The sequence below is a fragment of the Nonomuraea sp. NPDC050680 genome (assembly GCF_040654555.1).
Classification (GTDB): Bacteria; Actinomycetota; Actinomycetes; order Streptosporangiales; family Streptosporangiaceae; genus Nonomuraea.
Genome location: NZ_JBFAIF010000013.1, coordinates 183,137 through 204,300 on the forward strand (window position 1 = coordinate 183,137; position 21,164 = coordinate 204,300).

The 21,164-nt window shown below is 70.2% G+C and carries 20 protein-coding genes and 1 pseudogene; 15 read left to right on the top strand and 6 right to left on the bottom strand.

Features of this window, described 5'->3' with window-relative positions; genetic code table 11:
- The first annotated feature begins 204 nt into the window (after nucleotides 1–204).
- On the top strand, nucleotides 205–3,216 hold the full coding sequence (locus AB0H88_RS34525; RefSeq protein ID WP_357651954.1) for a hypothetical protein: 3,012 nt from the start codon (nucleotides 205–207) through the stop codon (nucleotides 3,214–3,216).
- A gap of 354 nt (nucleotides 3,217–3,570) precedes the next feature.
- On the opposite strand, the pseudogene AB0H88_RS34530 reads toward AB0H88_RS34525, so the two are convergent.
- Nucleotides 3,571–5,222, bottom strand: a pseudogene (locus tag AB0H88_RS34530) (ATP-binding cassette domain-containing protein).
- 92 nt (nucleotides 5,223–5,314) lie between these two features.
- Here AB0H88_RS34530 and AB0H88_RS34535 point away from each other — a divergent pair.
- The 4 genes from AB0H88_RS34535 (at nucleotide 5,315) to AB0H88_RS34550 (ending at nucleotide 9,127) form a co-directional block, all read left to right on the top strand.
- Nucleotides 5,315–6,067 carry a TetR/AcrR family transcriptional regulator gene (locus tag AB0H88_RS34535; RefSeq protein WP_357652108.1) on the top strand — a complete coding sequence of 251 codons (753 nt, stop codon included), beginning with the start codon at nucleotides 5,315–5,317 and terminating at the stop codon, nucleotides 6,065–6,067.
- A gap of 21 nt (nucleotides 6,068–6,088) precedes the next feature.
- Nucleotides 6,089–6,259, top strand: a complete 171-nt coding sequence (locus AB0H88_RS34540; protein ID WP_357651956.1) for a hypothetical protein — start codon at nucleotides 6,089–6,091, stop codon at nucleotides 6,257–6,259.
- Between the two features lie 400 nt (nucleotides 6,260–6,659).
- Nucleotides 6,660–7,982 carry an aspartyl protease family protein gene (locus AB0H88_RS34545; RefSeq protein WP_357651958.1) on the top strand — a complete coding sequence of 441 codons (1,323 nt, stop codon included), beginning with the start codon at nucleotides 6,660–6,662 and terminating at the stop codon, nucleotides 7,980–7,982.
- Between the two features lie 413 nt (nucleotides 7,983–8,395).
- Entirely contained in the window at nucleotides 8,396–9,127 is a 732-nt protein-coding gene (locus AB0H88_RS34550) for a class I SAM-dependent methyltransferase (RefSeq protein ID WP_357651960.1), read from the top strand.
- A 68-nt stretch (nucleotides 9,128–9,195) separates the two neighbouring features.
- Here AB0H88_RS34550 and AB0H88_RS34555 read toward each other — a convergent pair whose 3' ends face one another.
- Entirely contained in the window at nucleotides 9,196–10,038 is an 843-nt protein-coding gene (locus AB0H88_RS34555) for an SMP-30/gluconolactonase/LRE family protein (protein WP_357651961.1), read from the bottom strand.
- A gap of 342 nt (nucleotides 10,039–10,380) precedes the next feature.
- Here AB0H88_RS34555 and AB0H88_RS34560 point away from each other — a divergent pair, with 342 nt between their 5' ends.
- Nucleotides 10,381–10,896: a GNAT family N-acetyltransferase gene (locus AB0H88_RS34560; RefSeq protein WP_357651963.1), complete on the top strand. Its 516-nt coding sequence runs from the start codon at nucleotides 10,381–10,383 to the stop codon at nucleotides 10,894–10,896.
- Nucleotides 10,897–11,035: 139 nt separating this feature from the next.
- Here the strand turns inward: AB0H88_RS34560 and AB0H88_RS34565 are convergent, their stop codons facing one another.
- Entirely contained in the window at nucleotides 11,036–11,527 is a 492-nt protein-coding gene (locus AB0H88_RS34565; RefSeq protein ID WP_357651965.1) for a GNAT family N-acetyltransferase, read from the bottom strand.
- Between the two features lie 125 nt (nucleotides 11,528–11,652).
- Here AB0H88_RS34565 and AB0H88_RS34570 point away from each other — a divergent pair, with 125 nt between their 5' ends.
- A complete protein-coding gene (locus tag AB0H88_RS34570; protein WP_357651967.1) occupies nucleotides 11,653–12,957 on the top strand; it encodes an MFS transporter in 1,305 nt (434 codons plus the stop codon).
- A gap of 173 nt (nucleotides 12,958–13,130) precedes the next feature.
- Here the strand turns inward: AB0H88_RS34570 and AB0H88_RS34575 are convergent, their stop codons facing one another.
- Complete coding sequence (locus AB0H88_RS34575) at nucleotides 13,131–13,553, bottom strand: NUDIX domain-containing protein (protein ID WP_357651968.1); 423 nt, start codon at nucleotides 13,551–13,553, stop codon at nucleotides 13,131–13,133.
- A 74-nt stretch (nucleotides 13,554–13,627) separates the two neighbouring features.
- Here AB0H88_RS34575 and AB0H88_RS34580 point away from each other — a divergent pair, with 74 nt between their 5' ends.
- From AB0H88_RS34580 to pqqE, 8 genes are all read left to right on the top strand, one after another.
- Nucleotides 13,628–14,251, top strand: coding sequence for a DUF6758 family protein (locus AB0H88_RS34580; RefSeq protein ID WP_357651970.1), 624 nt, complete (start codon nucleotides 13,628–13,630; stop codon nucleotides 14,249–14,251).
- Nucleotides 14,252–14,328: 77 nt separating this feature from the next.
- On the top strand, nucleotides 14,329–15,039 hold the full coding sequence (locus AB0H88_RS34585) for an MBL fold metallo-hydrolase (protein ID WP_357651972.1): 711 nt from the start codon (nucleotides 14,329–14,331) through the stop codon (nucleotides 15,037–15,039).
- A complete protein-coding gene (locus tag AB0H88_RS34590; protein WP_357651974.1) occupies nucleotides 15,020–16,018 on the top strand; it encodes a PD-(D/E)XK nuclease family protein in 999 nt (332 codons plus the stop codon). Before AB0H88_RS34585 ends, AB0H88_RS34590 begins: the two co-directional genes overlap by 20 nt.
- Nucleotides 16,019–16,306: 288 nt before the next feature.
- On the top strand, nucleotides 16,307–16,462 hold the full coding sequence (gene pqqA / locus AB0H88_RS34595) for a pyrroloquinoline quinone precursor peptide PqqA (protein ID WP_357651976.1): 156 nt from the start codon (nucleotides 16,307–16,309) through the stop codon (nucleotides 16,460–16,462).
- A gap of 12 nt (nucleotides 16,463–16,474) precedes the next feature.
- The gene (locus AB0H88_RS34600) at nucleotides 16,475–17,275 is read left to right on the top strand and encodes an MBL fold metallo-hydrolase (RefSeq protein ID WP_357651978.1); all 801 of its coding nucleotides are present in this window, start codon (nucleotides 16,475–16,477) and stop codon (nucleotides 17,273–17,275) included.
- Nucleotides 17,272–17,943: a pyrroloquinoline-quinone synthase PqqC gene (gene pqqC, locus AB0H88_RS34605; protein ID WP_357651980.1), complete on the top strand. Its 672-nt coding sequence runs from the start codon at nucleotides 17,272–17,274 to the stop codon at nucleotides 17,941–17,943. Before AB0H88_RS34600 ends, pqqC begins: the two co-directional genes overlap by 4 nt.
- Nucleotides 17,940–18,212 (top strand): pyrroloquinoline quinone biosynthesis peptide chaperone PqqD, encoded by a 273-nt coding sequence (gene pqqD / locus AB0H88_RS34610; RefSeq protein ID WP_357651982.1) that lies wholly within the window; start codon nucleotides 17,940–17,942, stop codon nucleotides 18,210–18,212. The genes pqqC and pqqD overlap by 4 nt, the downstream gene beginning before the upstream one ends.
- The gene (pqqE, locus tag AB0H88_RS34615) at nucleotides 18,209–19,366 is read left to right on the top strand and encodes a pyrroloquinoline quinone biosynthesis protein PqqE (RefSeq protein ID WP_357651983.1); all 1,158 of its coding nucleotides are present in this window, start codon (nucleotides 18,209–18,211) and stop codon (nucleotides 19,364–19,366) included. The genes pqqD and pqqE overlap by 4 nt, the downstream gene beginning before the upstream one ends.
- Here the strand turns inward: pqqE and AB0H88_RS34620 are convergent.
- Nucleotides 19,317–20,228: an oxygenase MpaB family protein gene (locus tag AB0H88_RS34620; RefSeq protein WP_357651985.1), complete on the bottom strand. Its 912-nt coding sequence runs from the start codon at nucleotides 20,226–20,228 to the stop codon at nucleotides 19,317–19,319. The two genes, pqqE and AB0H88_RS34620, sit on opposite strands and share 50 nt — an antisense overlap.
- A gap of 13 nt (nucleotides 20,229–20,241) precedes the next feature.
- Nucleotides 20,242–21,132, bottom strand: coding sequence for an alpha/beta hydrolase (locus AB0H88_RS34625; protein WP_357651987.1), 891 nt, complete (start codon nucleotides 21,130–21,132; stop codon nucleotides 20,242–20,244).
- Nucleotides 21,133–21,164 lie beyond the last annotated feature (32 nt).

The window sequence follows — 21,164 nt, forward strand, 5'->3', positions numbered from 1 at the left end:
CAGTGGGTGGGCGAGGATTCCGGGAGGTGATCATCTCGGCGAGACAGGGTAACTAGCACTCATGTGCGATATTTCAAGCTGCAGTGCCATAAAAAACGAAATAAACGCATAAACGTGGACAGGCTGCCCTGGAACGATTCGGCATACCTCTCTCTACCGGGTCGTTCGCTCAGTTCGATCAGTACGTACTAGGAGGTGCGACGCGTGGCCTCCGGCCCCAGCGACCCGCCACGGCGACCGCCGGGTGATGACGACCCGCGGCCCGAGGGAGCCGCCGACCCCCATGCCGACAACGAGCCCCGGATCCGGCACTCCCCGCCGGGCCCCACCGACGATCGGGCTCGTGGCCTGCCTGTGGCCTCACCGTGGGGTATGCCGCCGTTCTCCTCCCCGGTCCCTGAGGACGAGCCTCCTGACCCGCCGAAGGGGCGCCGGCCGTACAGCTCCCCGACCGCGGAACCCGAGACGGAGCCGCGCCGCCGCCCCCGCCGGGTCGTGAACCATCCCGACAAGCTCGTGGCCGGCGGCCCACCCCGGTCTGAGGCCGAGCCCCAGGCCGAGCATGAGCCCCCTGAGATCACACCCCGATCCTGGTTCGAGACAGAGGACCAGCCGCAGCACGAGGATCAGCCCCCGTACGAGGATCAGCCCCCGTACGAGGATCAGCCCCCGTACGAGGATCAGCCCCCGTACGAGGACCAGCCCTCGCATGAGGACCGGCCTCGGCACGAGGACGGGCCCCAATACGAGCCCCAATACGAGGCCCCGTACAGCACGCCGGACGACCCGGAAGACGACCCCGAGGACCTCGACGAGCCCGAGGTGCGGCGCGTCGGGCGCCCGCCCGCCGGCCGCCCCACCAGACCGGACCGCCTCGTCGCGTCGGGCCCGCCGCGTCCCGGCGGCTCCAGCGGCAGGCACCACCGCGGCCCCGCGCCGTCGGCGGTCCGCCGGTCGAGTCCGGTACGGCGGCGCAGCCTGGCCGCGCCGATGGCCATCGCCCTGGCGCTGGTGCTGCTCGTGGCCGGAGGCGTGCTCGTGTGGCAGTGGCGCTCCTCCGACAAGCCCGGACTGGCGCTGTCCGAGGGCACGGAACGCTCGGGCGACGAGCTGTTCACGGTGCCGTCGGCCGGTGACGGCTCCGATCAGAAGCTCAACGACATGACCTCCGTGGGCCGTGCCGTGGTGGCCGTCGGCAGCGACACGACGAGCCCGACGCCGCGGCCGCTGTTCCTGTTCTCGCCGGACAGCGGGAAGACGTGGCAGCTCGGCCAGGTCAACGGGTCGACCACGCCGACGGTCCAGCGGGTCGTGGGCGGCGACGGGCGCTGGCTGGCCAGCGGCGGCGACGGGGTGGGCGCCGAGCGCGGCCTGTGGACGAGCAGCGACGGGTTCACCTGGGCGGCCGTGGAGCAGAGCGGTCTGTCCGCGTTCAGGAACGGCGACCTGATCTCCGGCATAGCCAGGACGTCGTCGGGATTCGTGGCGGTCGGCCGTACGACGCTCAACGGCGGCGGAACGGGACCCGCGGCCTGGCAGTCGCCGGACGGGCGCGCGTGGGAGCGCGTGGACACGGGCGGGCTGAACGTACGCGAGCTCAAGGCGGTCGTGGCCAAGGGGAACACCGTCGTGGCCATCGCCGAGTCCGCCCCGGGCGACGGCTCAAGGGTGATCCGGTCGAGCGACGGCGGCGCCACCTACCAGGCCACCGGGTTCCAGTTGCCCGAGGCGAGAACCGGGTCGTCGCTGGCCGTACTGCCCAAGCAGTTCGTCCTCGTCCCCACCAGGCAGCGAACGATCACCGGCGACGTCCGCGTCTACTGCTCGCCGACCGGCGCGCAGTGGGCGCAGTGCGGCTCGATCCGCGGCCTGAGCGGTACGAGCCCCGGCATCGACTCGCTGATCAGCTACCCGTCGGGGATCGCCGCGGTCAGCCAGGCGGACCTCGGCAAGTACTCCATCCTGACCAGCGCCGACGGGCGCGGCTGGGCCAAGCGGACCGACCTCGGCAACCTGCCGGGCGCCACGCTGCGCGGCTTCACGATCTCCGACTCGGGCACCCTGTTCGCGGGCGGCGACCAGGCCACGGCGGACGTCGAGAACCAGCTCGTCCTCATGACCGCGCCCCCGCGCGGCGACGCGACGCGCGTACGGCTGGCCGGCGTCGACGGCCTGTCACGGATCGCCCGCCAGACCAACCGCCTGGCCGGTTTCGACGGCCGGTACGTCGCGGTCGGCTCGGCCTCCGGCGACGCCGGCATCTGGACCAGCCTGAACTGGCAGTCCTGGACCTCCATGAGCCTCGGCGGGACGAACCAGCAGACCCTCGACGACGTCGCCCACGGCCGCCGCGGCTGGCTGGCCGTCGGCAGTACCCAGGCGGACACGTCGGTCACCGAGCCGCTCCTGGTGTCCTCCGAGGACGGCCGCACCTGGAAGAAGATGACGGCCTCCGGTGACCTGGCCCGTACCCAGGATCATCCGTACCTGGCCCTCCACGTCGTGGCCGCCGGCGAGTCGGGCTACGTGCTCGCCGGCGAGGACCGCAACGCGGCGGGCATTTCGGGCGCCGCGCTCTGGTTCACGCCTGACCTGCGCAAGTTCACCCGGTCGAAGAAGCTGCCGCAGGGGGGCTCCGGTGTGCGCGTGTACGACGTGGCCGCCACACCATCCGGATATGTCGCCATCGGCGGCTCAGACAGCGGCGACCGGGAGAGCGCCGTGGTCTGGTTCTCGGAGGACGGCGTCAACTGGAAGTCCCGCAACCGCGTCTCGCCACCGGAGGCCGGCTCTGCCGGATTGCGGGAGGTGGTGGCGTACCAGGACAAGATCATCGCGATCGGGACAGCCCAGACACCCGGCTCGCGCCGCGCCTTCGCCGCGGTCTCGGAAGACGATGGTACGACCTGGCGTACGGCCTGGCTGCCGGCCGACCAGGCGGCGGCCGTGTACGACCTCTCGGCGGCCGACCAGGGGCTGGTGGCGGTCGGCTGGCACGGCACACCGGGGGAGGGGGACAGCGCGGTCTGGCTGTCTGAGGATGGTTTGTCCTGGAACCGGGTGGACCTGACGAAGGGGCGGCTGGCGGGGGCGGGGATGCAGTGGCTGGCGGCGGTGACGGTGATGGGATCGGAGGTGGTGGCATTGGGCCGTTCAACGACCTATAACGCCGACCACATGATCCTTTGGACGTCTTCCCTGTCCTCTGACCGCTGAGCCAAAGGGCCTCCGCTCCGCTCCGGGCGCTCTTCTGGGGGCGCCTCCGGCGCACAACGGGCTTCGCCCTGGGCGCTCCGCGCGTGGGCGCTCAGACGTTCCCCCCAGCCGGGCCAAAGCCCCGGCCCCTGGAGGACCTCGCTCCGCTCGGACGCCTTCCCAGCGCGGGCTCCGCCCGCGCCCCGCTTCGCCGGGACGGAACCCGAATCGCCCAACCGATCAGGTGGAGGAACGTGATTGCTTCGACACCGGACAGGCCGCTTCGTGAGTCGATTGCTTAGCGAGACGAGGGAACGTCGGTCGAGGGCGGCTACGCATGGCCGTCACGCGGCTCACCCTGCAATATCTTCTGCGTCAGCCCAGGTCGGCGGCTCGCCTTCCGGGGGCGCGCTCGCCGCGCCCCTCGTGCCAGACGGGCTCGTCGCTCTCCTGGATCGTGCCGTCGGCGCCGAATATGAGGAACCTGTCGAAGTCGGCGGCGAACCACCGGTCGTGGGTGACCGCCAGCACCGTGCCGGAAAAATCATTGAGCCCCTGTTGCAGGGCCTCCGCACTCGCCAGGTCGAGGTTGTCGGTGGGCTCGTCCAGCAGCAGCAGGGTTGCACCGGACAGCTCCAGCAGCAGGATCTGCAGCCGGGCCTGCTGGCCGCCGGAGAGGGTGTCGAATTTCTGGTTCGCGGCGGGAGCGAGCTCGTAGCGGGCCAGCGCCGCCATCGACTCGTTCAGGACGGGGGGTGGCCGGTCATGATCAGCTCGACCGGGGTGCGGCCGTGCAGGTCCGGACGGGCGTGGGTCTGCACGAACCGGCCGGGCACCACCCGCGCGCCCAGCCGCACCGTACCGCTGTGGCTCATCGCGGGCACCGCGCCGTCCGCGGCCTGTTCCAGTATCTGCAGGAAGTGGGACTTGCCCGTGCCGTTCGAGCCGAGCACGCCGACGCGTTCGCCGTACCAGATCTCGGTGCCGAACGGCCGAGTCAGACCGGTGATCTCCAGGTTCGCGCAGATGACGGCGCGTTTGCCGGTACGGCCGCCGCGCAGCCGTATCCGCACGTTCTGCCGCTTGGGCGGGCGCTGCGGCGGGCCGGCCTCCTCGAAGCGGATCAGCCGGGTGCGGGCGGCCCGGTAGGACGAGGCCAGCGCGTCGTTGTTGGCCGCGGTCTGCCGCAGAGTGCTGACCATCTGCCGCAGCCTGGCGTGCTCTTCGTTCCAGCGGCGGCGCCGCTCCTCCAGCCGGTTGACGCGCTCCTCGCGGGCCTTGGCGTACGTGGCGAAGCCGCCCCCGTGCGTCCAGACGCCGCGGTCCTCCACGGTGACGATCCGGTCGGCGGCGTTGGCCAGAAGCTGGCGGTCGTGGGAGATCAGCAGCACGGTCTTGGACGCCGCTCGCAACCGACTCTCCAGCCACTGCTTGCCGGCCACGTCGAGGTAGTTGTCGGGCTCGTCCAGCAGCAGGACCTCGTCGGGGCCCCGTAGCAGCGCCTCCAGAACCAGGCGTTTCTGCTCTCCGCCCGACAGGGTGGTCACCGGGCGGTCGCGGATCGCGTCGTAGGTCAGGCCCATGGACTCGGTGACGCAGACGTCCCAGACGACCTCCATGTCGTAGCCGCCGAGATCGGCGTAGTCCGCGGTGGCCTGCGCGTAGGCGAGTTGGACCGCCTCGTCGTCGTGCGCGGCCATCGCCTCTTCCGCCCGCGCCAGAGCCGCCGCCCCGGCGCGGATCCGCTCAGGCGCGATGGACAGCAGCAGGTCGTGCACGGTGCGGTCATCGCGGATGCTGCCGATGAACTGCCGCATCACGCCCAGGCCGCCCGAGGAGACCACGCGACCGGCCTCCGGCTGGAGGTCCCCGGCGATCAGGCGCAGCAGCGTGGTCTTGCCCGCGCCGTTGGGTCCCACGAGACCGGCCTTGGCTCCGTCACCGACGCGGAACGAGACCTCGTTCAGCAGCAGCCGCCCGTCGGGCAGCACGTAGGTCAGTCCGTCCACCTCCACATGTCCCGCCACGGCCGCTCCTCCTCAGGAGTACTCGATCATTGGTCTAGAACAGGATCAGCGATCCAGAACCCGATCACCATATTAGGCTTGTGTCCGTGGACATGAGCAAGGCGGGACCAACCACCAAGGGAGCGGCCGGAGACGTGTGGCTGCGGCCGGCCACGCGGGCGGGCCGCGAAGGGCCACCGCTCACCCGGGAGCGCATCGCCGCCGAGGCCCTGGCCCTGCTGGACGGGGAGGGCGTCGACCGGCTGACCATGCGCAGGCTCGCCGAGCGCCTCGGCACCGGCTCCACCACCCTCTACTGGCACGTCAAGACCAAGGAAGACGTCCTGGATCTGACCCTCGACATGATCTTCGGGGAGATCGAGATCCCTGATGAGGACGAGGGCTGGCGGGCCGCCGTCACCACACTGGCCGGCCGGTGGCGTTCCGTCCTGCTGAAGCATCCCTGGTCGGCCGTGCTGCTGGGCCGGCCGATGCTGGGCCCCAACGTGCTGGCACGCAGCGAGTTCCTGTACTCCACGCTGATCAAGGCGGGGGTCGGCGGGCCATCCCTCACCGCCGCGGCGTACGGCCTGTCCAACTACATCATCGGCTCCGCCCTGATGCAGGCGACCTGGCAGACGAACGCCGACCCGGACATCAGGCAGGCCGCTCGCGAACACTTGCGCACCAGCCGGGACAGTTACCCGAGCCTCGCGGAGCACGGTCCGATGGTGGCGGGCGACGACTGGGATTCGGGCTTCACGCTGGGTCTCGCCTGGCTGCTCGACGGCATCGAGGCCGCCGCCGGCGGCGAAGTACGGGGCGGCACCGGGACGGTCGGCGAGCCGGAGACCTTCGGGCCCTGATGGGGAGCGTGCCGGCCGCGGATGAACCCGCCGCCGCACACCAGGCACACCAGGCACACCAGGCACACCAGGCACGCCCGGGACGATCCGCGCCGGAGCGGCGCGATCGGGCCGGACCCAGGGGTCCGGCCTGTCTGGCAACCGTCCGGCACCCAGACCTATACCGGTGAGGCCACGCTGCACTGGGTGTAGGACCACAAACCAGCCAGGGCTAGCCGGATCGGGATGCCCGGGTCCGGCTAGCGGCCCACGGCCCGTCGGCGAAGCCGAGGAACCGCCGCAGCTGTCGGCCGCATGTCTCGGTTCGTCGACGGTTGCCACCGTCGCTTCCGGCTGTGACACGACCATGACAAGGCGCGGACGAGGCGGGGATAGGGCTGGCCGACAGTGGACGGGGACGGCCGGCGGGCGAGTACGGAGCGCGCTGTGAGGCGATCCGGCCGCCCGCGCCGGGACGGCGCTGTACGGCCCGGATGGCCCCGGCACCACGGCGTCGCCCTCTTCAAGCAGGGCGAGAGGAACCGGCCGGAGCTGTTGTGCCCGTCCGTCGGACAGAAGGTCATGGCGAAGGTGATCATGAAAAGGAGAAGGCGTGGCTGATGACAGGCAATGGGACCGGCGTTCGCTGCTGCGGGGCGCCGCCGTGCTGACCGGTGCCGCCGCGGCCGCTCCGTTGCTGGGCGGTGCGGCCACGGCGCTGGCCGGCAGCGGTGACGCGGACGCGCTGTTCAAAGCCGGCAAGTTCGAGCAGGCCGGCCGCGCGTACGAGGAGATCCTCAAGAAGGACCCCAAGAGCCTTCAGGCGGCCCGCCAGCGCGGCTATGTCGGGCTGCTGGCCAACAAGTTCCCCGACGCCGAGAAATACCTCAAGATGGCCTTGAACCTGGCGCCCGACGACAAGGAGACCAACCAGCTCCTGGGCGACTGCTACATCCGGCAGGACAAGTTCGCCCTGTCCGCACCACACTGGCAAGCGGCCGGCGAAGAAAGCTACGCCAAGTGGTTCGCGGCGGTCAGTGGCGAGGCCTACCAGATCCACGGCGAGAGCGCGCGGGTGCCCATCCAGCAGATGGACCCGATACCGCTGGTCGAGGTCTCGGTCAACGGCGGACCGACGAAGCGGTTCATGTTCTACACCGGCGCCCCGAATCTGAGCATGCGCGCGTCGGTGGCCAAGGAGGCCGGGCTGAGCCCCGTCGCCAGTCAGAAGACCGATTACGAGGGCATCCCCATCTGGGCGCACTACGGGATACTGGACTCCTTCAAACTGGGCGGCATCGAACTGCGCAACGTCCGGGTGGGCTGGTCGGCGACGGAGTCGGGCGAAGATGTCGGCACCGACAGCGACGGGCTGATCGGCACGTGGGTCTTCTACCACCTGCTGACCACCTTCGACTATGCGGGCCGGTCGCTGATCCTGCGCCGCCGCACTCCCGAAGCGGCCAAGGAGGCACGCGCCGCCGCCACATCGGCGGGCGCACAACCCCTGCCGATGTGGCTGGCCCGTGAGCAATACCTGCACAGCACGGGCAGCTTCGCCGGCGCCACCGGCTCCCGCACCGGCGTGGTGGGCGTCAACTTCGGCGGGACCAGCGAGATCGCCGCGGGCATACGCGGAAAAACTGGCGAGCAGTTGGGAATCCGCAGCGACTACGACCGCGAGATCGGAACCTTCGGCAACAGCCATCCGGCCGTCGTCTACCCCTGCTACCCCAAGGAGATCCGCCTCGGCAACGCCGTCGCCAAGGAGGTCTACTGCTACACCAACCCCAACTCGCAGATCAACGTGCCCTGGCCCTATGGGACAGGGTTCGACGCGATGGGCTGGTTCTCCCACTGCTTCTGGAAGCCCTACAACATCACCGTCGACTTCACCGACATGAACCTCTACATCGCCCGCGGCGAGGCCGCCTGATCACCGCGACCGCACGGGCGTCACGGCGTCACGGGAGCTACCTGGAGCTGCCGGCTCCAACGGGCGCGGGGTAAGGGCGGACCAGGTGCCCTTACCCCGTCGCCCGGTGCCGCACCCGGGACGACAAGGGCGCCTCGCCGGCGGTCTGTGCGAAGAAATTCGACCGCTGCCGTAGAACGGGGTCTTGGCGTGACGCTCAGAAGCCCCATGGGCGCCTCTGACGCGGGCGTTGCCGGGCAAGGACAGCCCTCTCCAAGGGAGAGGAACGGCGGGCTCCCCACGTCGCTCTGTCGTCGCTTGGGGCGCTGCCGGATGATCTCGAAAATGGCCTCTGACGTGGGCAAATGCGGCCCATGGCGGCTAAAATTCAAGGACCCGGTCGCATGGGCGGCGGGGGTCTGAGGAGGCTGTGAGTGAACCGGGATATCCGTACGATGGACGACGTCCTGTCCATGTTGGACCGCCTTTTCGCCGCCGATGCCGACCGATGGACGCCGAACGCCTCCTCCTGGTGGGACGCGTTCTACTCCGACCGCTCCACGCCGATCCCCTTCTTCGTCGACAAGCCGGACGAGAGCCTGGTGTCCTACCTCGATCGCGGCCTGCTCACCCCGGGCCGAGCCCTGGACCTCGGCTGTGGACCAGGGCGCAACGCCGTTCACCTCGCCTCGCTCGGGTTCGAGGTGGACGCCGTCGATCTTTCTCCGGCCGCCGTCACCTGGGGTCAGGAGCGGGCCCGCGAGGCGGGCGTCGAGGTCCGCTTCCACTGCGGCGACATCTTCTCCGTCGACCTGCCGCCTGGGCACTACGACCTGGTCTATGACTCCGGCTGCCTCCACCACCTGCCGCCGCATCGGCGGGTGAGTTATCTGAGCCTGCTGGAGCGTCTGCTCGCCCCCGGCGGTCATCTTGGCCTCACCTGTTTCGCCGCCGGTGTCATGGGCTCCGAGCTGCCGGACGAGGAGTTCTATCGTCAGGGCCGTCTGGACGGAGGGCTGGCCTATACGCCTGAGGCGCTGCGCTGGATCTTCTCGGACTACACCGAGATCGAGCTGCGGCCCATGGAGGAGCAGGCCCCCGACGCGCCCGTCTTCGGCGTTCCCTTCCTCCTGGCCGCCCTGTTCCGGCGGCCGGCAGGTGAGTGAGGGAGTGCGGTAGACCCCTCAGGCAATGATCGCTCGACATACGCGGCGATCCGGCGCCGGACACCGCTTTACGGCCAGCCGGCGCCGGGGACCTCCACCTCGGTGGAGAGGACTTGGCCGGTTCCGGGCGGCACCATTTCCGGCATGCCGCGCCATTCCGCGGCCACGATGAAGAGCGTCGAGCGGTTCTCGCCGCCGAGCTCGCAGGCGAAGGCGCCGCGGTCGAGCTGGATGGTCCGCACCTTCTCTCCGCCTTCGCGGACGCGTACGCACTGCCGGTTGGGTACGTCGGCGTACCAGACGGCGTTCTCGGCGTCGACGCAGATCCCGTCGGGTACGCCGTCACCGAGGTCGGCCCAGACCCGGCCGTTCGCGAGGCTGCCGTCGGGCCCGATGTCGTAGCCCATGAGCCTCTTGCCGTAGGAGTCGGCGACGATCAGTGTTGCGTTGTCCGGCGTCACGGCCAGCCCATTGGGGAACGAGATGCCGTCGGCCACGTCACGTGCCAGGCCGTCGGGGCCGACGTGCGTGACCGCCCCGGGAGCGAACTCGGCGCCGCTGAGCATGTCGAAGCCCGCGCGGTCGACGTAGATGTTGCCGCGGCCGTCGATGACGATGTCGTTCCAGCCCTGCCCGACGCCGCTCAGGTCGGCGTGGGTCACCAGCGAGCCGTCGGGTTCCATGCGCAGCAGCAGGGCCCGCGCGGAGTCGACGATCACCAGCCGCCCGTCAGGCCGCCAGGCCGTGCAGAGGGGTATCGACTCCACCCGGGCCACGACCTCGTGCTTGCCGTCGAGGTCCAGCGCGATCACCTCGTGCGCGGTCCAGTCGGAGAAGTACAGGCGGCCGTCGTACCAGCGCGGCGACTCCAGCAGCCCGAGGCCGGTGAGCCAGGTACGCAGTTCAGACATCGAAGTCTCCCTTCGCGACGTCTTCGAGCGTGACGCCTATGAGGACGAGGAGTACACGTGGAGAGCGAAAGCAGTGCTCGCTCATCACGACCTCCATGTGTCAGGGACGTCGAGGCCGAGCGACCCGGTTCGACATCGTGAGCGGACGAATTCTGGCGAAACAACGATTTGCCCGACCCGTCCACACGTCGATAGCATCGCGCCTGCGCGAGGGACGCGTGATCGCCGTGTGACGAGGGAGGTTGATGAATATGGCTGCCAGCAGCTCTCATCAGCATGCCCTTGTCCGGCCCGCGCGAAGCTAGCGCGGTCCGGGTCGTACGAAACGACCAGGAGCCTCACGTGTCATCTTCCCCTTCAGCGACCCACCCCGATCTGACCACGGCCCGCCTCATCCTGCGGGCGTGGACCGACGGCGAGGCCGCCGCCGTCCTGGACGGCACCCGGCAGGCGCACTGGGCCGCGGACTTCCCCGCCGAGGGCGACAGCGTCATCGTCGGCCTCTTCGCCGAGCATCCCGCCTGGCTGGGCGAGTACGGCCACCGGCAGGTCATCGAGCGCGAAAGCGGCCTGGTGGTCGGCTCGATCGGCCTGTTCTGGCCGCCCAGCGACGGAACTCTTGAGCTCGGGTACGGCATCGTGGCCTCCCGGCGTGGCCGCGGCTACGCCCCCGAGGCCACCCGGGCCATGACGGCGCACGCTCTCACCGCACCAGGTGTGCACACCGTGTACGCCAACGTGGAACTGTCGAACCCGCCCTCGATCCGGGTGCTGGAAAAGGCCGGTTTCGAGCGGTGGAGCACTGAGCAGGAGACAGCCCGCTACCGCGCCATGACGGTGGACCTGCCTCAGCGGTGAACAGTCTCCACGCCGAGTGTCGAGGCGGGCATGCCTTCGGCACCCGGCGTGGAGTCGTCCGGCCATTCGGTTGGCCTAAAAGACGCTGAGAAGGGCAGCCGGTTACGGATGCCTGAAGTCATCCTGCGACAGCGTCGTCTCAGACGGGCAGCTTCTTCGCCATCACCAGCTCCCGCAGCCCGTTCGGCAGCTCGTCACCGAGCTGCGAAGTGTCCTCGAACCCGTGCCGCCGATACAGCGCGATCGCCTTCTCGTTGCCCGGCGCGACCGCCAGCTCCAGGACCTCGGCCCCCACCTCCACGGCCCACGCCTCCACGGCGCGCATCAGGTGATCGCCGACCCCGTGCCCCCGCGCTTCCGGAACGACCCACATCGAGATCAGTTCGGTCACACCGTCCCGTTCGCCCGGGATGCCGCTGGCCATCCCCGCGGGCTTGCCGTCGAGCAGGGCGATCAGGTTCCGCGAGCCGGGGATGCTCAGGCGGTCCCGCCACCGCTCCTCCCGGTCGCCGTCGCCCTGCCACTCCGCGAGCGGGACTCCGAACGCGTACGGCGCCTCCTCCAGCGCGACGAGCCGAAGCTCTCGCCAGAGGGCCCAGTCATCGGCCGACAGCTCCTGCGATTCGATCATCCGGGCAGCCTGTCGCCCCGAACGTCCTGATCGCAACCGCTTTAGGCAGCCCACTGAAGGTAATTGACACACTCATAGGCATCTATGAAGCTTGTCGTCATATCGGACAGCCGAAAGGGCACCACATGACGGCGACGGCCCCCGACCCCCAGCACACCGACCCCGCCCGCTCCCGCCGGGCCCTCATCGCCGGCTCGGTCGGCAACTTCATCGAGTGGTACGAGTTCGGCGTCTACGGCTATTTCGCCACCATCATCGCCGCCAACTTCTTCACCCCAGACGGCGCGAGCGACATGGAAGCGCTGGTCAAGACGTACGCCTCGTTCGCCCTGGCGTTCTTCTTCCGCCCGCTCGGCGCCGCGCTCTTCGGCCGGCTCGGTGACCGGATCGGCCGTAAGCCCCTGCTCATCCTGGTCGTCCTGCTCATGTCGGGCGCCACGACGCTCATCGGCGTGCTCCCGACGTACGCCACGATCGGCGCGGCGGCCCCGTGGCTGCTGACGCTGGTCCGCATCGTGCAGGGGCTGTCGGCCGGAGGGGAGTTCGGGGGCGCGGTTTCGGTCATGACGGAGTTCGCGCCGCGTGGCAGGCGGGGGCTGTACGGGTCGTGGCAGTCGTTCACCGTGGCGCTGGGGCTGCTCGGAGGAGCCGGCGCGGCGGCCGTGCTCGCGACCGCGCTGCCGGCGCAGGACCTGGCGGACTGGGGATGGCGGGTGCCGTTCCTGCTGGCCCTCCCGCTCGGTCTCGTGGCGCTCTGGCTGCGGCTGCGGCTTGAGGAGACGCCGTCGTTCGAGCGGGCGCGTACGGCGGGGCCGCTCACGAAGCCGAGCGCCGGTGAAGTGACCAAGGCGATTGTGCTCGGCATCGGACGGCTCATGGGCTGGTCGGCCGCCGGGTACACGTTCCTGGTCGTCATGCCCTCCTACCTCCAGACCACGCTGAACGCCACTTTCCAGCAGGCGCTGGTGGCCACGGTGCTGGCCAACCTGGGGTTCGCGCTGGCGATCATCCCGGCGGGCGTGCTGAGCGACCGGGTCGGCAGGCGGCCGGTCATGCTGACGGGGGCGATCTCGGTCATCGTGCTCGCCTTCCCCCTGCTGAACCTGCTCCAGGACCCTGGCGCCCCGAGCTGGGCCAAGGGGCTGGCCGTACTGGTGGCCGGGGTGGCTGTCGGCCTGATGGCGGGGCCGGGGCCCGCGATGCTGGCGGAGATGTTCCCGACCACGGTCCGCTACACGGGGCTGGGGCTGGCGTACTCGCTGTCGAACGCGGTCTTCTCCGGGTCGGCGGGGCTGATCATCACCGAGCTGATCAAGACGACCAAGGACGTGGACATCCCGGCCTACTACGTCGTGGCGGCCTGCGTCGTCAGCGCCGTGGCACTGGCCGGCCTGCGCGGGAACGACCACCGAGAGGAACTGCGCGGCTGACCGGGCAGGGACAGATCCCGCATAAAACCGGGGACAGATCCCGCATAAAAGTGGGGACGATCCTGATATAAAACAAGGGACAGTCCAGAGTTATGCCAGGTCAGGAGGGCAGAGTGATGGATCCGGACGCCCTCGTGGACAACAGTCGTTCCGCCATGACGACCGGCTCTACGTCATGCCGATGGATCGGCTCTGGACACCTGCCCAGGCAGCGCGTCCCAGGACGTGAGCGCCTCCAGCAGGCCGTCCGTGAGCGGGAGCCGTACCAGGTCCTCCCGTGAGCACCAGCGGGCGTCGGCGGCGTCGTCGCCCGCCGCGAGCGTGCCGTCCGTGACGGTGGCGCGGTAGTCGCGGATCTCGTACGTCACTCCGCCGGGGCCCGGGCGGTCCACGGTGCCCACGAGAGGGCCGATCGTGACGTGCAGACCGGTTTCCTCCAGGATCTCGCGGCGCAGGGCGGCGGCGTCCGTCTCGGCGGGCTCCACCCGCCCGCCCGGGATCGACCACAGGCCCGCGCCCGGCGGCCGGCCGCGCTTGATCAGCAGGAGCCGGCCTGAGGCGTCGCCGATGATGGCGCCCACGCAATTTACGCGCACATGGTCAAGATTACGGCTGGACAACAGGATGCGGCCTTGACGGGGTGGTGCCCGAGGACGCAGCGTGAGTAGCTGTGAGAGCGGTACCTACCTGCCCACGGTGTTTTGGCGCGCTTCACGAGCCAAGTGCGTGGTCGAGCGCGTGGCGATGTGACGCGCACGGTGATGTCCTGCCCTACCAGCCGCCTTGGCCCCCGACCGCCGGGGGGGTGGAGGCGATGCGGAAGAGCTCGATGGTGCCCGTCTGGCTGCCGTGGCCCTTGCCGTCCGGCTGGCTCGTCACCGGGTTCGCGGAGGCGGGCGACGAGCGTACGGGGGGTCGCGCCAGCGTGGTCGCGCTGTGCGGCCCTTCGCTGACGCGGGGGCCCGCCGACCTGCTGGTCATCGCCGAGGAGCCCGGCGTCGGGCTGGGGGCCGCGTTCGCGGGGCTGGACGGGCCCGATCCCGGCGAGGGGTTCGACACCGGGCCGCCGAACGCGAAGATCGTGGTGCTCGGACATCCGACCGCGCTGTGGTACGTGGGCGCGGGCGCCGACCGGGCCGTCTACGCCGGCGAGGCGATGGGAAACTGGCTGTGGACGATCGCCTGGCCCGCCGAGGCCGGGTGCCTCATCGCGCTGGCCGAGCTGAGCCTCCACGACCTGCGCGACCTCGAGCTCGACCTGCCTTTCGGCGCCTTCTCGCCGAGGCTGAGGTAGTCCGTACGGACGCTTCTCGAACGTGGCACGGTCTACGCGATTCGCGTCGTCACTCAGACGGACTAGAGTGCGGAGGCGTGACAGCGCGTATCGAGCGAGTGGTGAGCGAGGGTGTCGTCGACGTCGACGGCATCGAGCACAAGGTCGAGAACAACATCTGGATCGTCGGCGACGACGAAGAGGTGATCGTGATCGACCCGGCGCGTGACGCCGACAAGATCCTGGAGAAGGTCGGCGAGCGAGAGGTGCTCGCCGTGATCTGCACCCACGGTCTGCCTGACCACGTCGGCGCGGCCATCGAGGTGGCCAGCAGGGACGAGGCGGTGATCGCCCTCCACCCCAAGGACAAGCCGCTCTGGCGGGAGACCTGGTCGCAGACCTGGCCCGACATCGACATGGAGGACGACGGCATCTTCGAGGTGGCCGACGTCCGGCTCGACGTCATGGAGACGCCCGGCGTCACGCCCGGCGGAGTCTCGCTCTACTGCGAGGCGCTCGGGGTGGTGTTCAGCGGCGAGACGCTGCAGGCCGACGGGCCCGGCAAGATCGGTGGCGAATACCCCGACCTCAACTTCCAGCTCAACGCGATCGGGGCGCGGCTGTTCACGCTGCCCCCCGAGACGCGGGTGCTGGCCGCCCACGGCGACGAGGTGACGGTCGGCGACCTGGAGCCGCACTTCGGCGACTGGCGCATCATCGAGCCGGACGACGCGGACGAGGGCCCGCTGACCGACGGCACGAAGGCCGCCGGGATCAGGCTCGACCCGAATGACGGCCGAGGTGTATGACCAGCTGCCGCTGGAAGGGATGCCGCGACGGCTCTATTCGTGTACGCCGTCGCGGCTGAACGCCTGGCTCGACTGCCGTCGCCGCTACCGGTTCACCTATCTGGACCGGCCGCAGCCGTCCAAGGGGCCGGGGTGGGCGCACAACAGCGTCGGGGCCAGCGTGCACAACGCGCTGGCGGCCTGGTGGCGCGAGCCCTATGAGCGGCGGACGCCGCTGACGGCGGCCATCCTGCTGAGTAACGGGTGGATCACCGAGGGGTTCAGGGACGCCGAGCAGTCGGCGCAGTGGCTCGGGCGCGCCCGCGACCTCGTGTCCGGATATGTCGGCACACTGGATCCGTCGGATGATCCGGTCGGCGTCGAGCGTACGGTGGCCACCCGCACCAAGGTCATCGCCGTGTCCGGCCGCATCGACCGGCTCGATCGGCGGGGCGACGAGCTGGTCGTGGTCGACTACAAGACCGGGCGGCGGCCCCTCACCCAGGACGACGCGCGGTCCTCGCTCGCGCTGGCCATCTACGCGATCGCGGCCTCCAGGATGATGCGTACGCCTTGCCACTCGGTCGAGCTGCACCACCTGCCGACCGGCGAGATCGTCGAATGGCGCCACACGGACGAGTCCCTCGGCCGTCACCTGGGGCGGGCGGAGGAGGTCGCGGTCGAGGCCGCCACCGCCGACGAACGCTACCGCGAGGTGATGGGCGCACCGGGCCCGGTACGCGCCCGCTCCTCCCGCGCGGCACCCGCCGACACCGCGGATGGCAAGAGTGGCCGTGACGCGGGCGGGACTGTCTCGGAGGCGGCGAGCGGTCCCAGGGAGCGGCCGCACGTCGGGCCCCCGGCCGTGTCAGCCGAGCTGGATGCGATGTTCGCCCCCACCCCCGGCCCGATCTGCGGCTGGTGCGACTTCCGGCGCCACTGCCCCGAAGGCTTGGCCGCCGCACCCGAGCGCCGCCCCTGGGACGGCCTGGCCGAATAACACCGACAACCTGGCACCAGGTCGGTGGCCGTACAGCGCCCCGGCCGGGTGGCCAGGTGACCATGGTGAGACATCCGGTTATGCGCTGGGTCATGGTCACGGCCTCGACGCTCATCCTGCTCGCCGGATTTATCATCCCCGTCGAGACATCGGATGAAGAATCCCGCCAAAAGAGCTAAAAACCAAAAATGGGGCGAAATTCAAGAACATAGCTCCGATCTAAGCCATTGACGCCAAGCTTCCATAGCGGTCATATCGGGGTGTAACCCCTATGGAAGGCAGGTACGCATGTCCCAGCCGAAGGAACAGGGCAAGACGCGACCACGCAGGATCCATGAGAAGAAGGTCAGGGCCCGCGGCGAGGAGATGACCTGGCACAAGCCCGACTACCAGGTCGTCGAGGCGTCGATGGAGATGACCGCGTACTTCCTGGCCACCAGGTAACCGGGCACCGCCATGCGACTGCAGGTGCTCGGCACCGCGGCCGGTGGCGGCGTGCCCCAGTGGAACTGCGCGTGCCCTGGCTGCTCCGGGGCACGCGCTCATCCGGGCCGCCGCAGACGCCACGCCAGCCTGGCCGTACAACTGGACGACGGGTGTTACGTCGTCAACGCCACGCCCGACATCGCCGAGCAGATCGAGGCGTGCGCGTGGCTGCGGCCGGGGCCGGGACAGCGCGAATCGCCGCTGAAGGGCGTGATCCTCACCGACGCCGAGCTCGACCACACGATCGGCCTGCTCAGGCTCAGGGAGGCGGACGAGCTGGAGGTCCGCTGCACCCCGGTGGTACGGCAGGCGCTACGGCCCGTCGCCGACATCCTCCGCCCGTACGTGCGGCTCTCCTGGGCCGACGCCGACCTCATCCCGATATCGGCGAAGAGACCCCGGTACGCCGACTCCCCGGAGGCACCGGACTGGGTGTCGGCCCTGCGCCTCATGGGGAGAGCCGTGGTGTACGCGCCCGCCATGGGCGTGTGGCCCGAAGCACTGGACGAGGCCGACTGCGTCATCATCGACGGCACGTTCTGGGACGACGAGGAGCCCCGCCGCAGCGGGATCTCGGCGAAGACCGCCACCCAGATGGGTCACCTCCCGATAGAGGCGACCATGGAGCGCCTGTCCCGGCTGCCGGGCCGCCGCCTGTACACCCACCTCAACAACACCAACCCCCTCGTGGACCCGGCGGCGCAGCAGCACAAGGTGCTCGCCGAGTTGGGGATCGAGGTGGCCGCCGACGGGATGGTGATCGACCTGTGAACGGCTTCGAGGCCGAGCTGCGTGCCGTACCGGAGAAGCGCTACCACCACCTGCACCCCTTCAACCAGCGCATGCACGCGGGCGAGCTGACCCGTGAGGAGCTGCGGGGCTGGATACTCAACCGCTTCCACTACCAGCGGCACATCCCGATCAAGGACGCGTTCATCCTCGCCAAGCTGGCCACGCCCGAGCTGCGCAGGACGTGGCTGCGCCGCATCCAGGACCACGACGGCACCACGCCGGGCGAGGGCGGCATCGAGCGGTGGCTGCGGCTCGGCGAGGCGGCCGGACTGGAGCGGGCCCTGCTGCTGTCGGGCGAGGGCGTGCTGCCGGGTGTACGGATGGCCGTCGACGGCTACGTGAACCTGTGCCGCAACGGCTCCACGCTGGAAGCCGTGGCCGCCTCGTTGACGGAGCTGTTCGCGCCGGACCTGATGCGCACCCGGATCGCCGCCTTCGAGCGGCACTACCCGTGGATCGACCCCGAGGGGCTGCGTTACTTCCGCGTACGCGTCTCTCAGGGCCGCCAGGACAGCGGCGAAGCACTGGCCCTGGTCCAGGAGTGGGCGACGACCCGTACGGACCAGGAGAGGGCCATTGCGGCGCTCGGCTACAAGTGCGACGTGCTGTGGGCGTTGCTCGACGCGGTGGACGGGGCCTACCGATGACCGAGCCGACAACTGGGCCGACGACCAGGCCGCCCTGGCGCCCGGTGCTGTCCCGCGCGGCCATGCTGCGCCACGATCCGGTACGGCAGGCCGACCTGCTGATCGTCCCCGAGCGGATCGTCGTGCTGAACGAGGAGGCGGCGGCCATCGTCGGCCTCTGCGACGGCGAGCGGACCGTGGCCGACATCGTCGCCGAGCTACCCGAGGGCGTGGCGGCCGACGTGGTGGAGTTCCTGGACCGGGTGCGCGCGGAGGGGTGGCTGCGGTGAGCGCTCCTTGGGCCATGCTGGCCGAGCTCACGCACGCGTGCCCGCTGCGCTGCCCGTACTGCTCCAACCCGACCGAGCTGGCGGCCAGATCGAGCGAGCTGAGCACCGGCGAGTGGCAGCGGGTGTTCGCCGAGTCGGCGGCGCTCGGCGTGGTGCACGCCCACCTGTCCGGTGGCGAGCCGCTGCTCAGGCCGGATCTGGCGGCGATCGTGGCGGCGGCCGCGGGGGAGGGCGTCTACACCCAGCTGGTCACCAGCGGCGTCGGGCTCACGGAACGACGGCTCGGCGAACTCGCCGCGGCGGGACTGCGCAGCGTGCAGCTCTCGGTCCAGTCGGCGACGAGCGCGGAGTCGGATCGGATCGCCGGAGTCGCCTCGTTCGCGTGGAAGGAGCGGGCCGCCGACGCCGTGGCGGCGAGCGGGCTGCCGTTCGGGCTCAACGTGGTGCTGCACCCGGAGAATCTCGACGCCGTCGGCGAGATCATCGAGCTCGGGCTGGCGTGGGGCGTGGAGCGCATCGAGCTGGCCAACACCCAGTTCTACGGGTGGGGGATGCTCAACAGGACCGCGCTGCTGCCCGCCAGGGAGCAACTCGCCCGCGCCGAGGCCACAGTCACGAAATATCGGGAAAAGACGGATGTTGAGCTGATCTGGGTGATCCCCGATTACTTCGACGGCGTGCCGAAGCCCTGCATGGGCGGCTGGGGCGCGATCTCGATCACCGTCGCGCCCGACGGCCGGGTGCTGCCCTGCCCGGCGGCCTACGCCCTGCCCCTGGAGCTGCCGAACGTCCGTGACCACTCGATCGGCTGGATCTGGGAGCACTCACCCGCCTTCAACGCCTACCGGGGCACCGCCTGGATGCGCGAGCCCTGCGCGAGCTGCCCGCGCAAGGAGCTCGACTTCGGCGGCTGCCGCTGCCAGGCGTACGCGCTCACCGGCGACGCGAGCCGCACCGACCCGGCCTGCCGGCTGTCACCCGACCACCATCTTCTGGACGAGCTGGCCGGCGGCGGCAGGTGGACCTTCAGGCGACCGGCGCCCACGGTGGCCGCCGACACGGAGACCTTCAGGGCGCCTTCGGCCGATGGCGGCAGGGGCAACGTCAGGCGGCCAGCGCTTTCGGCCGGCGGCGCGGATCGGTCAACCCCCTGAGCCCCTTGCCCGTGTCGTAACCGGCCGCGGCGAGCCGCTCGCGGGCGGCCCGCAACATCTCCCTGGTCGCCGGCATGAACGCGTGGTCGTGCAGCGGCTCGGGCAAGGAGTTCATGGCCAGCCGGAACGCTCTCAGCCCGGCCGTCACCGTGGCCCGCGGCACCGTCGGCAGCACGCCGTACATCCGCCTGGCCCACTCCGGCAGCGAGTAGTAGCACAGCGCGCCGAACGGGAAATAGGCGGGTTTGCCCGGCGTGAGCGCCCGCAACTCCTGCGGCAGCCTCGGCCACAGCAGGAACCGTACGGTCGCGGCGGCCTCCTCGGTGATGCGCAGCGCGGGACGTACCCGCTTGAAGTAGGCGTCCATCTCCGCGCACGAGCCGGGCACGTCCTCGGGGTGCAGGCCGACGTAGGAGGCGCTCTTGCGCTGCTCCCGCAGGTAGGCGTCGGCCTGGCGCTCGGTGAGCCCCAGCCCGCCGCGCCTGGCCACCTCCAGGTAGGACGAGACCTCCGCGCAGTGCACCCAGAGCAGCAGCTCGGGATCGTCCACCCGATGCGTCCGGCCGGTGTCGGGGTCGCTGATGCGCAGGCTCTTGTGGATCCCGCGCACCCGCCGGCCGATCTCGTCGGCCTCGACCGGACTGCCGAACGTCGTGCGGCCCACGAAGTCGGCGGTGCGGCGCAGACGGCCGAACGGGTCCTCCTGGAAATTGGAGTTCTGCCAGACGCCGCGCATCGCGAGGGGATGCAGCGCCTGGAGCATCAGTCCGCGCACGCCGCCGACCCACATGGCTCGGTCGAGGTGCACCAGCCAGGTCACGCTGTGCGGCGGCTGGACGACGATCTCTTCGATGCTCGTCATAGTAAGTACATGGTTACAGATCATTGGATCGGATGTCCAATTGCCGATGCTCCGCGGCGTTCCAGAACCGGACCAGCGCGGTGGCCGTGGTCTCCGGAGCCTCCACGGCCGGCGAGTGGGCCGCGCCGGGCAGCACCATGCACTCCGCCTCCAGCCGGGCCGCCATCTCCGACTGCAGCTCGGCCGGCCAGCCGTCGTCGCGCTCGCCGTAGAGGACCAGCGTGGGCACCTCGATCTGCCTGAGCTCGTCGGTACGGTCGGGCGCGCCCAGCACCTGCTCGGCCATGCGTGACAGGGCGGTGGGGGAGTTGGCGAGCAGGCGCTTGTGAAGAAAGGCGATGATCTCGTCGGGCACGCCGTTGGCCAGCGCCTCGGGCTCGAACCTCGTGGACCAGAGCTGTTCGAGCCCCAGGGTGGGGAGCTCCTTCATGATCGTCTTGCCACTGCGCGCCCGCTCGCCCACGATGCCGGACGGCCCCGAGCTCATCAGCGTGAACGAGGCGAACTTCGTCCGGCCGTCGATGACCGCCTCGCGCGCGACCAGGCCGCCGAAGGAGTGCCCGACCAGGTGCATCGGCTCGGCCCCGCTGAGCGTCTGGGCCAGCAGGTCGACGTCGGCGCCGAGCGCGGCGAAGGAGTAGGCGGCGGGATCGTCGGGGCCGGGCGTCTCGTACTGCCCACGCAGGTCGACGGCCACCACCCGGCGGCCCGACTGGGCCAGGGTCTGCAGGATCGCGATGAAGTCTTCCTTGCTGCCGGTCAGCCCGGGGACCAGGAGCGCGGGCCAGCGCTCCACCACACCACTGACCGGAAGCGCCTCAAGGGCCGCGAAGGTGCCCTGGGACGTTTCTATCTTTTGTGGTGCAACGCCAGGAGGCAGGTCGAGGAAGCGCGGCGTACTCACGTGAGGCAACAATACCCAGAGGTCAGCGCCTC

What these genes read in the sequence shown, in the direction of transcription:
- AB0H88_RS34535 (WP_357652108.1), top strand. Translation starts at nt 5,315, where the DNA reads ATGAGCAAGGCGGGACCAACCACCAAGGGAGCGGCCGGAGACGTGTGG.
- AB0H88_RS34540 (WP_357651956.1), top strand. Translation starts at nt 6,089, where the DNA reads ATGAACCCGCCGCCGCACACCAGGCACACCAGGCACACCAGGCACACC.
- AB0H88_RS34555 (WP_357651961.1), bottom strand. Translation starts at nt 10,038, where the DNA reads ATGTCTGAACTGCGTACCTGGCTCACCGGCCTCGGGCTGCTGGAGTCG.
- AB0H88_RS34565 (WP_357651965.1), bottom strand. Translation starts at nt 11,527, where the DNA reads ATGATCGAATCGCAGGAGCTGTCGGCCGATGACTGGGCCCTCTGGCGA.
- AB0H88_RS34570 (WP_357651967.1), top strand. Translation starts at nt 11,653, where the DNA reads ATGACGGCGACGGCCCCCGACCCCCAGCACACCGACCCCGCCCGCTCC.
- AB0H88_RS34590 (WP_357651974.1), top strand. Translation starts at nt 15,020, where the DNA reads ATGACGGCCGAGGTGTATGACCAGCTGCCGCTGGAAGGGATGCCGCGA.
- pqqA (WP_357651976.1), top strand. Translation starts at nt 16,307, where the DNA reads ATGTCCCAGCCGAAGGAACAGGGCAAGACGCGACCACGCAGGATCCAT.
- AB0H88_RS34600 (WP_357651978.1), top strand. Translation starts at nt 16,475, where the DNA reads ATGCGACTGCAGGTGCTCGGCACCGCGGCCGGTGGCGGCGTGCCCCAG.
- pqqD (WP_357651982.1), top strand. Translation starts at nt 17,940, where the DNA reads ATGACCGAGCCGACAACTGGGCCGACGACCAGGCCGCCCTGGCGCCCG.
- AB0H88_RS34620 (WP_357651985.1), bottom strand. Translation starts at nt 20,228, where the DNA reads ATGACGAGCATCGAAGAGATCGTCGTCCAGCCGCCGCACAGCGTGACC.